Genomic DNA, 9,722 nt, shown 5'->3' on the forward strand with positions numbered 1-9,722 from the left:
AGCTGCGCGTCCGGGTCGTGACCATCCTCACCGCTGCGCAGGAGGCCGTCCGATGACCCCCCGTGCCGTCCCCCTGGCGACGCTGCTCAGCGTGGTCCCCTACTTCCACACCCGGGGAGCCGTGCCCGTGGCCGACGCCGCGCGGGACCTCGGCATGTCGGACAAGCAGCTGCGGGACGCCCTGTGGCAGCTGTGGTCCTGCGGGCTTCCCGGGTACGGCCCGGGTGACCTCATCGACCTGGCGTTCTCGTCCGAGGACCTCGACGACGCCGAGCTGGTCGAGGTGACGTTCACCGCCGGGATCGACCGGCCCGTGCGGCTCACCGCCGCCGAGGCCGTCACACTCGAGACCGGACTCGCGATCTTCCTGGACCATCCCGAGGTGGTCGACCAGACCGCCCTGCGCGATCTGCTACAGACCCTCCGGACCGCGGCAGGTGTCGAGTCGGGTGCCGGGGGACGCGGCGTGGACGCCCCCCGTCCGGAGACCACCACCCCGGATGCCGATGTGGTGCGTACCGCGGTCCACGACGGACACGCGCTGCGATTCGTCTACCACTCGGCCAGCTCGGACACCTCCACCACCCGGGTGGTCGATCCGGCTCGCCTCTCGGTGTCCGACGGCCACTCCTACGTCCACGGCGTCGACCGCGGGACGGGTCAGTGGAGGACGTTCCGCACCGATCGGATGAGCGGGGTGGAGGAGGTCGGACCGCGCCGGGCGCTCGGACCGGAACCCCAGGACGACGGCGAGGCGGGCGTCCTGATGGAGCGGGCCGTCGTCCCCTCGGCCGCGGCGTGGTTCCTCGACGAGTTCGGTTTCCATGACGTCGTCCGGCGTCCGGACGGTGATCTGGACGTCTCGATCGCTTATCACGACCGGGCGTGGCTGGTCAGGTTCCTGCTCGGGCACGCAGACGTGGTGACGCCGTCGGACCCCGCGCTGGCCGCGGAGATCGCCGCCCGGGCCACCGCGGGACTCGCGCTCTACTCGGCAGGCGACGACTCGATATCGTCGACGTGAAATCGTGGTGAACCCGCTGGTCACCGCCTTTGCAGACGAGGACCGCGACAACGCCTGTCGGCCTCGGTGCGTTAGCATGGGCATGTTGTCCCACAAACGGAGGTTGACATGGGTGCGTTGAGCATCTGGCACTGGCTCATCGTCCTCGCGGTGGTGCTGATTCTCTTCGGCTCCAAGAAGCTCCCCGACGCCGCGCGCGGTCTCGGCCGGTCGATGCGGATCTTCAAGTCGGAGATCAAGGAGATGCAGAACGACGACAAGCCGGCCGAGCCTGAGGCGCTCACGCAGGCCGGCCAGCCGAATGCGGCGCAGTACGTCCAGCCGCAGGCGCATCCCCAGCAGGCACAGCCCCAGACCCAGGGTTACCCGCAGGCCCCGCAGCAGCCGTACCAGCAGACCCAGGCTCAGCAGCCGGGTCAGCCCCCGCAGCCGTACCAACAGCCGGGTCAGCCCCAGCAGCAGTACCAACAGCCACAGGGTCAGCAGCCTAATCAGCAGCCGCCGCAGCCCGGCCAGCACCAGCAGCACTTCGATCCCACCGCGCCGTACGACGGCGGCACCGGCCCCCAGCGGTAGCAGGCCACCTCACCGATGACGCGGACCGGACCGGAGAAGACCGGCGCCACCCCCAGGGGCGGCGCCGGTCGGCTGCTGTCCAAGCGCAGGCGCCGGCCCCGGAACCCCGACGGCACGATGCCCCTCATCGAGCACATCTACGAGCTGCGCACGAGACTGCTCATCGCCCTCGCAGCGATCGTGGTGACGTTGGGGTTCGGATTCTGGTGGTACGGCAGCGGGTTCTTCGGAGTCCCCTCGCTGGGTGAGATCCTCACCGGCCCGTACTGCGACATCCCTCCCGGTGCCCGACTCCAGCTCGGCGACTCGGGGGACCAGTGCCGCCTCCTCGCCACCGGCCCCTTCGAGCAGTTCATGCTGCGTCTGAAGGTGGCCGCGACCGCCGGCATCGTGCTGGCCAGCCCGGTCTGGCTCTACCAGCTGTGGGCCTTCATCACTCCCGGCCTGCACAAGAACGAGAAGCGCTACGGGATCGCCTTCACGTTCCTCGCCGCCGTCCTGTTCATCGGCGGCGCCGTCCTGGCCTACATCGTCATCGTCTTCGCCCTCGAGTTCCTGCTCTCGATCGGCGACAACGTCCAGACCACCGCCCTCTCAGGTACGCAGTACTTCACCTTCCTCATCCAGCTGATCCTGATCTTCGGGGTGAGCTTCGAGATCCCGTTGCTCATCGCGATGCTCAACGTCGCCGGAGTGCTCCGGTACGAGGTGCTCGCCAGGTCCCGCCGCGGGATCATCATGGGGATCTTCGTCTTCGCCGCCGTGGCCTCGCCCGGGCAGGACCCGTTCTCGATGCTGGCCCTCGCCGGGGCGGTGTGCATCCTGGTGGAGATGTCCATCCAGTTCGCCCGCATCCACGACAAGCGCAAGAGCAGGAACCGCGAGGAGTGGCTCGAGGTCGACGACGAGTCCGCGTCGCCGCTGGGCCCGTCCGAGCGCCTCGACGGCTCCGGTGCGGTCCGGTCCACCGGCCCGCTGTCCGCACCCGAGCCACTCGGTGGTGCCCGGCCCCTCCAGGCGCCGTCGGGTGGGGCGATGTATGACGACACGCTCTGAGCCCCACGATTCGGGCACGCTGCTCGAATCGTTCCTGCAGACGGAGGGCTTCGACCCGGACCCGTTCCAGCTGGAGGCGTTCACCGCGCTCGACGCCGGCCGCAATCTGCTCGTCTCGGCGCCCACCGGCTCGGGCAAGACGCTCATCGGGGAGTACGCGGCCCTCCGGGCGTTGTCCGGCGGCGGCAGGTGCTTCTACACCACGCCCGTCAAGGCGCTGAGCAATCAGAAGTTCCGGCAGTTCCGTCATCGGTTCGGGCCCGAGAACGTGGGGCTGCTCACCGGGGACCACTCGATCGACGCCGACGCCCCGGTGGTGGTGATGACCACCGAGGTCCTCCGGAACATGATCTATTCCGGCTCCTCCGCCCTGCACGACCTGGACTGTGTGGTCATGGACGAGATCCACTACCTGGGTGATCGGTCGCGAGGGGTGGTGTGGGAGGAGATCATCCTCACCCTCGATCCGGCGGTTCGACTGGTGGGCCTGTCGGCGACGCTGAGCAACACCGACGAGCTGGGGGACTGGATCAGCGAGATCCGGGGGGACACCGCCGTGGTGCTCTCCGAGCTGAGGCCCGTTCCGCTCGCACACATGCTCTACACGGACGGGGATCTGATCCCGGTCCGCGCGGCGGCCGACCAACGGCGGCGCACCCGAGGCGGATATCACGACGAGCGGGTCGCGGCCCGGCCCCGAGCGCAATGGGCGCGGCGCCAGGACGTCATCGAGAAGCTCGACGACGACCATCTGCTGCCCGCGATCTACTTCGTGTTCTCCCGGGCGGGCTGCGACGGGGCGGTCTCGCAGATGCGGCGGGCCCGGTTGCGGCTGACCACCGGGGAGGAGTCCCGGCGGATCGCCTCGCACGTCGACGCCGCATGCGCACAGGTGCCCCGACATGACCTGGACGCGCTCGACTTCACCGCCTTCAGGGCCGGGCTGGTCAGCGGCATCGCGGCCCACCACGCGGGGATGCTGCCGCTGTTCCGGACCATCGTGGAGGAGTTGTTCTCGGCGGGTCTGATCAAGGTGGTGTTCGCCACCGAGACCCTCGCCCTGGGAATCCACATGCCGGCCCGCGCGGTCGTCCTGGAGAAGACCACCAAGTTCAACGGCGACACCCACGCCATGCTCACCTCCGCGGAGTACTCGCAGATCACCGGGCGCGCCGGGAGGCGGGGGATCGACACCAAGGGCACCGCGGTGGTGCTGGACCAGCCGGACCTCGACCTGGACGCGCTGTCCGCACTGGTCGACACCCCGCGATTCCCACTGCGCAGTGCGTTCACACCCGACTACTCCATGGCCGTCAACCTCGTGGAGCAACTCGGCGTGGCGGAGGCCACCTCGCTGATCGGCAGGTCGTTCGCGCAGTTCCAGACCGACCGCACGCTGGTGTCCCGGTCCCGGGCGGTGGAACGCAGGACCGATGAGAGGGACCGAATCCGGGCCGATCTCGAGGGCGCCGGCGGAGACCGGCAGCTCGACGAGTACATGTCGCTCCGTGCGGACCTCGGCCGACTGGAGAAGTCCACCGAGAAGGCGACCCGGGAGGACCGGCTGGACTCCGTCCGTGCGGCGATGCTCAAACAGACCGCGGGTTCGGTGATCACCGTGGGCCGCAAACGGTTCGGCATGGTCGCCACGGTGCTGCAGGTCCGCACCGATATCCCCGCCGACCCGGCACTGCTGTGCCTGACCGACACCGGCTGGACCGGCTGGCTGCGCCAGCAGGACTTCGCGGCACCCCCCGTCCCGGTGGGGAGGGTCGATCTGCCCCGCGGCCGACGCAAGCTCGACGGGCGGGCCAAGCGGGCGCTGGTCCATCGGATGGAGGGGCTCCGGGGTAAGGCCCGAGGTCGGATGAAGAACGCCGGCGGCAAGCCCGTCCGCAAGGACCCGCGGATCGCCGCGGCGCGCCGCGCCGTGCGCCAACACCCCCTCCACGACGACCCGCGGATCGACAGGCTGGCACGTCTCCACGAACGCTGGGCCCGGGCAGCGGCGGACGTGGCTGAGCTCACCGCCGAGGTGGAATCCGACTCCGACTCCCTGGCCCGCCGTTTCCGGAGGATCGTCGGTCTGCTGGAGCACCTGGGTTACCTGGAGGACCGGGAGGGCGAGATCCGCGCCACGGACGCCGGCCGCCTTCTCGCGGGTGTGCACACCGAGCAGGACCTGTTCGTGGCCGAGTGTCTCCGACGCGGCGTGTGGGCCGGGCTGGACCCGGCCGGGTTGGCGGCGGTGATCGCCACCGTCGTGGCCCACCCCCGCAGTGACGCGGTGGTCCGAGAACCCTCCGACGAACTGCTGCGCGCGGCCCTCGCCGAGACCGAACTCGTCGCCGCCGACGTCGCCGCGACCGAGAAGGCTCACCAGCTGCCCTCGACCCCGGATCTGGACGCGGGGCTCGCACCGGTCCTGCACCACTGGGTGTCGGGTGGCGCGCTGTCGTCGATCCTCGCCGCCTCGTGGCAGGAGGGCGTGGAACTCACCGCCGGGGACTTCGTTCGCTCCGCGCGGCTGGTCGTGGACGTCCTGGCCCAGGTCGGGCAGGTCGCCGAGCCCGATCTCGCGCGGACGGCACGGTCGGCCGTGGGGTCCCTACGTCGCGGGGTCGTACTCGACCACACGGTCTGACCCCCGTCGCGCCATCCCTCCCTCGCGCAGTCGCGCCATCCCTCCATCGCGAAGAGCGTTCCGCACACATCGTCCGAGAAGAGGGTGTGCGGAACGCTCTTATCGATGACTGGCGCTGGTGATTTCCGGCGCGGGAGATGACCGGCCCCGGGCCTGCAGGGGACCGGCGACGGCTCTCAGGCCGGGTCCAGGACCGAGGCCGCCTTCTCCAGACGCCCGATCGCACGCGCCTGTCCCGTGGCCTCACCGAGGGCGTCCAACCGCGCCCGGTCCACGTGTCCGCGCCGGCCGTCGGTATCACCCTCGAACTCGAGCTCGAACCCGCGACCCCGCAGACGGACCACTCCGCGGGCGGCGGTCAGATAGTCGGCGGCCTCGAGAACCGCCTTCCGCTGCCGGGCGGTGAGACCAGATCCGTCGTCCTCGGCGGCCTCCACGATGCCGTCGAGGCCCCCGTACTCCCGCACGAGGGAGGCCGCGGTCTTGGTGCCGATCCCCGCCACCCCCGGCAGGCCGTCGGAGGCGTCACCGACGAGTACCGCGTAGTCGGCGTACACGCGCGCGTCGTCGCCGAGGGGAAGATCGAAGCGCTCCGCGACGACCTCGGGGGTGTACGCGAGTCGCTTCTTCATCCCCGCCCCCACGTACACGACCGTGGTGGTCGCCGACGCCAGCTGGAACAGGTCGCGGTCGCCGGTCACCACCAGCACCTCGCGATCACGCGCGGCAAGTTCTGCCAGGACGTCGTCGGCTTCGGCGTCGGCGGCGGACGCCTGCGTGATACCCGCGGCGGTGAGGATCTCCCGTATCGCGCCGACCTGCGGGTGGAGTGAGGCGGGCGCGTCCTCCCCGCCGTCGTCCCCGACACGGTGGGCCTTGTACGACGGAACCAACCCCACACGCCAGTCGGGGCGCCACTCGCGGTCCAGGGCCGCCACCAGTCCGGACGGCGAGTACTCCTCGAGGAGCACCGACACCATGTCGCAGAATCCACGCACCGCGTTGGCCGGTGCGCCGTCGGGTCCGGTGATCTTCTCCGGTACCGAGTGGAACGCGCGGAACCACAGGCCGGCACTGTCGAGAACCATGAGCGGGCCCTGGGACACCGCGCCTCCTCGGGTCGAGTGTGGGCCGGGTATCGACCTGTCGTCAGAATAGTCCTCCCCGTGAGAGGGCGAGGTGACAGTGGTCCGCCGGGAGCGGACGGCGGGCGCCCGCGACGCCCGACGACCTAGGGTGGGGGGATGAGCACCGGCCCCTCGGACACCCACGCCCGGCGACTGACGGCGGTGCGTGATCGCGCGCGCGAGCTCGGGATCGATCACGTGGTGGTGTACTCGGGCGAGGACATGGCTTACCTCACCGGCGAACGCATGGAGTCCCACGAGCGGCTCACGGCCCTCGTCGTGCCCGTCGGGGACGGAACGCCCCTCCTCGTGCTCCCTGCGCTCGAGCTCACCGGTGTCACCCGCCGGGCCGCCGCCCGGGTGGGCGCGGAGATCCATCCCTGGGCGGACGGTACGGACGCGGTCCCTCTGGTCGCGGGCACGGTGTGGGGCCGGATCGCCGTCTCGACCGCGCTGCCCGCGCTGCATCTCGTCCCACTCCAGCTGGGTGTCGACGGTGAGGTGATCCTGGCCTCGGAGGTGATCGACCACGTGCGGGCCGTCAAGACGCCGCACGAGCTCGACCAGCTCGCCGAGGCCGCCCGCCGTATCGACGCGGTCCACGCGCGGATGGGTGAGTTCCTCGAGGTCGGTCGTAGCGAGGAGCAGGTGGGTGAGCTGATCTCCGCCGCGATCGTGCAGGAGGGGCTCACACACGCCGAGTTCGTGATCGTCGGCTCGGGGCCCAACGGCGCCGACCCGCACCACGGGGTCTCAGACCGCGTGATCGAACCGGGGGACATCGTCGTGGTGGACATCGGCGGGCCACTCGAGAGCGGGTACCACTCGGATTGCACCCGCACGTACTCGATGGGGGCGCCCGACCCCGGGATCGCCGAGGCGTACGCGGTGCTGCAGGAGGCGCAGCGTCTGGCCCGGGAGGCGGTGCGCCCTGGCGTCGCGATCGGCGAGGTCGACGCCGCGGCCCGCGAACACCTCGCGGCCGCGGGGCTCGGGGAGTTGTTCATCCACCGCACCGGACACGGGATCGGTCTGGGGCTGCACGAGCCCCCGTTCGTCGCGCCCGGGGCCGACACCGTGCTGGCGGAGGGCATGGTGTTCTCCGTCGAGCCCGGGATCTACACGGCGGGCGGATGGGGTGCCCGTCTCGAGGACATCGTCGCGGTGACGGCGGACGGCCGGCGTGACCTGACCACCGGTGACCGGGGTCTCCGGGTCCTCTGATCTCGCGCCCCGGTCCGTGTCCTCGGCCGGCGATCCCCGGGGGAGCTCTAGCGTCCGAGCCCGGTCCCGGTGAACATCTGGGCGGAGCCCAGGACCCGGTCCACCTCGATCGCCACCACGACGCGCTCGGGATTGGGCTTCGGTTCGCGGTAGCGCAACCCGTATCGGCGCTCGCCCTCGCGGACCGAGGCCTCGTCGGTGAGCAGCCGCGCGTGCCCCTCGAAGGTCAACCAGCGGCCGCGGTCGACGTGGGAGACCGCTGCCCGCCCGCCGCGCGCGGCGTTGCGCGCCTTCTGCGATCCCCGCCGGGTGATCACGCGGGCCAGCCCCGACTCGGGGTCGATGGTGAAGCCCACCGCCACCACGTGCGGTGAACCGTCGCGGCGGAGGGTGGTGAGCGTGCCCAGGTGGTACTCGGCGAGGAACTCGTGGGCATCGGGGGAGAGGTCTGCCAGTGTGCGGGACATAGCGGCGAGCCTGCCACAGCGAGCCGACGCGGACCGCGACGACGTGCGTGGGACAATTCCCTCATGTCCACCCCCGCAGCCCCCTCGCCCCGGCGCGCACCGGCAGGCGAGGTCGTCGTGATATTCGGTGGCCGGAGCGAGATCGGTCTGGCCGTGGCCCGGCGTCTCGCGGACGGACGCACGGTCGTCCTCGCCACCCGCCCCGGTCGGGACGTCTCCGCGTTGGCAGCCCCACTCACGGCGGCCGGGGCGGTGGTCGTCGAGATCATGGACTTCGATGCCGACGACCTCGACTCGCACGCTCGGGTCGTGGAGGACGTCGAGTCCCGGATCGGTGAGATCTCCATCGCCGTGCTGGCGTTCGGGGTCCTCGGCGATCAGGAGGTGGCCGAGAGGGACGCGGCGGCCGCGGCCAGGATCCTGCACACCGACTTCGTGGCCCAGGCCGCCCTGCTCACGGTTCTGGCGGAGCGGATGAAGTCCCGCGGGCGCGGGGTACTCGTGGCGTTCTCGTCCGTCGCCGGCCAACGGGTCAGGCGGGCGAACTACGTGTACGGCTCCGCGAAGGCCGGTCTCGACGGGTTCGCCTCGGGGATGGCCGACGCGCTCCACGGCACGGGCGTGACGCTGGTGATCCCCCGCCCGGGGTTCGTGATCGGCCGGATGACCGAGGGGATGGACCCCGCCCCGTTCTCGTCGACTCCCGACCAGGTGGCGGACGCGGTCGTCGAGCGGGTGCGGGCCCGGCGGGCCGGGGTGGTGTGGATCCCGTGGCAACTGCGGGTGATGTTCGCCGTCGCCCGACTCGTGCCGCAGCCGCTGTGGCGACGGATGCCGCGGTGAACGCCCCCGCCGCGGAGGACCGCGCCCGGTGACCGCCCGGTTCATCAGCGTCGGCCCCGGCGCCGCGGATCTCCTCACCGTCCGCGCCTCCCGGTCACTCGCCCGCTGCGGGACCTGTCTGTTCGAGGGCGGTCACGTGCCCGGTGAGGTGCTGGCCCTCTGCCCGCCGACGGCCCGCCTGGTGGACACGGAGGGGATGCCCCTGCCGGACGTCGTCGACGAGATCCGGTCGGCGTGCGAGCGGGGCGACCGGGTCGTCCGGCTCATCCCGGCGGATCCCGCGTCGTCTGTCCGGGTCGGCCGGGAACTCCGCGCGCTCGAGGCGGCGGGGATCGGGTGGCAGGTCGTCCCCGGTGTCCCCGTGTTCGCGGCGGCGGCCGCCGCTGTCGGGGTCGACCTGTCCGCACCCGGTGGACCGGGCTCGGTCCACATCACGGGCTCGGTCCACATCACGGGGTCGGTCCACCACACGGGGTCGGTCCACAACACCGGGTCGGTCCACAACACGCCGGTGGGCGACCAGACCCGGCCGGCCCAATCGGGCGGGGAGCCGGGATCGACCCTTCTGACCTGGCGTTCGGACCTCACCGTGGTGACCCACGTGGGTGCCCCGCAGCTCGCCGAGGTGATCCGGGGGCTCGCGCACGCCCATGGATCCGGGTGCCCCGCCGGGATCGTGATGTCCGCGGGCCGGGAGGACGAGACCACGGTCATCGGGACGCTCGGGGACATCACCGACCGCCTGGCGGGTACCGATCTCC

The 9,722-nt window shown here is 71.3% G+C and carries 9 protein-coding genes; 7 read left to right on the forward strand and 2 right to left on the reverse strand.

The features are described from left to right. Positions 1–52 precede the first annotated feature (52 nt). The 4 genes from G6022_RS13705 to G6022_RS13720 all read left to right on the forward strand — a co-directional run bounded on the left by G6022_RS13705 (position 53) and on the right by G6022_RS13720 (position 5,300). A complete protein-coding gene (locus tag G6022_RS13705) occupies positions 53–1,024 on the forward strand; it encodes a WYL domain-containing protein (protein WP_182617382.1) in 972 nt (323 codons plus the stop codon). A 108-nt stretch (positions 1,025–1,132) separates the two neighbouring features. Next, entirely contained in the window at positions 1,133–1,600 is a 468-nt protein-coding gene (gene tatA / locus G6022_RS17080) for a Sec-independent protein translocase subunit TatA (protein ID WP_182617383.1), read from the forward strand. 117 nt (positions 1,601–1,717) lie between these two features. Further along, complete coding sequence (gene tatC / locus G6022_RS13715) at positions 1,718–2,656, forward strand: twin-arginine translocase subunit TatC (RefSeq protein WP_241730486.1); 939 nt, start codon at positions 1,718–1,720, stop codon at positions 2,654–2,656. Further along, entirely contained in the window at positions 2,640–5,300 is a 2,661-nt protein-coding gene (locus G6022_RS13720; RefSeq protein ID WP_182639485.1) for a DEAD/DEAH box helicase, read from the forward strand. Before tatC ends, G6022_RS13720 begins: the two co-directional genes overlap by 17 nt. A 176-nt stretch (positions 5,301–5,476) precedes the next feature. On the opposite strand, the gene G6022_RS13725 is transcribed toward G6022_RS13720, so the two are convergent. Beyond that, positions 5,477–6,406, reverse strand: coding sequence for a 5'-3' exonuclease H3TH domain-containing protein (locus tag G6022_RS13725; protein WP_182639486.1), 930 nt, complete (start codon positions 6,404–6,406; stop codon positions 5,477–5,479). 138 nt (positions 6,407–6,544) lie between these two features. Between G6022_RS13725 and G6022_RS13730 the strand changes: the two genes are divergently transcribed. Then, entirely contained in the window at positions 6,545–7,651 is a 1,107-nt protein-coding gene (locus G6022_RS13730; protein ID WP_182691781.1) for a Xaa-Pro peptidase family protein, read from the forward strand. A 47-nt stretch (positions 7,652–7,698) separates the two neighbouring features. Here the strand turns inward: G6022_RS13730 and G6022_RS13735 are convergent, their stop codons facing one another. Then, the gene (locus tag G6022_RS13735) at positions 7,699–8,118 is read right to left on the reverse strand and encodes a PPOX class F420-dependent oxidoreductase (protein ID WP_182643907.1); all 420 of its coding nucleotides are present in this window, start codon (positions 8,116–8,118) and stop codon (positions 7,699–7,701) included. Positions 8,119–8,181: 63 nt separating this feature from the next. Here G6022_RS13735 and G6022_RS13740 point away from each other — a divergent pair, with 63 nt between their 5' ends. Both G6022_RS13740 and G6022_RS13745 read left to right on the forward strand, forming a co-directional pair. Further along, entirely contained in the window at positions 8,182–8,961 is a 780-nt protein-coding gene (locus G6022_RS13740) for an SDR family NAD(P)-dependent oxidoreductase (protein ID WP_182691783.1), read from the forward strand. Between the two features lie 28 nt (positions 8,962–8,989). Continuing rightward, positions 8,990–9,722: SAM-dependent methyltransferase (locus G6022_RS13745; RefSeq protein WP_182691785.1), on the forward strand; the 733-nt coding region annotated here is incomplete at its 3' end.

The sequence above is a fragment of the Dietzia sp. Cai40 genome (assembly GCF_014145165.1).
Lineage (GTDB): Bacteria > Actinomycetota > Actinomycetes > Mycobacteriales > Mycobacteriaceae > Dietzia > Dietzia natronolimnaea.

What these genes read in the sequence shown, in the direction of transcription:
- tatC (WP_241730486.1), top strand. Translation starts at nt 1,718, where the DNA reads ATGCCCCTCATCGAGCACATCTACGAGCTGCGCACGAGACTGCTCATC.
- G6022_RS13730 (WP_182691781.1), top strand. Translation starts at nt 6,545, where the DNA reads ATGAGCACCGGCCCCTCGGACACCCACGCCCGGCGACTGACGGCGGTG.
- tatA (WP_182617383.1), top strand. Translation starts at nt 1,133, where the DNA reads ATGGGTGCGTTGAGCATCTGGCACTGGCTCATCGTCCTCGCGGTGGTG.
- G6022_RS13705 (WP_182617382.1), top strand. Translation starts at nt 53, where the DNA reads ATGACCCCCCGTGCCGTCCCCCTGGCGACGCTGCTCAGCGTGGTCCCC.
- G6022_RS13740 (WP_182691783.1), top strand. Translation starts at nt 8,182, where the DNA reads ATGTCCACCCCCGCAGCCCCCTCGCCCCGGCGCGCACCGGCAGGCGAG.
- G6022_RS13720 (WP_182639485.1), top strand. Translation starts at nt 2,640, where the DNA reads ATGACGACACGCTCTGAGCCCCACGATTCGGGCACGCTGCTCGAATCG.
- G6022_RS13735 (WP_182643907.1), bottom strand. Translation starts at nt 8,118, where the DNA reads ATGTCCCGCACACTGGCAGACCTCTCCCCCGATGCCCACGAGTTCCTC.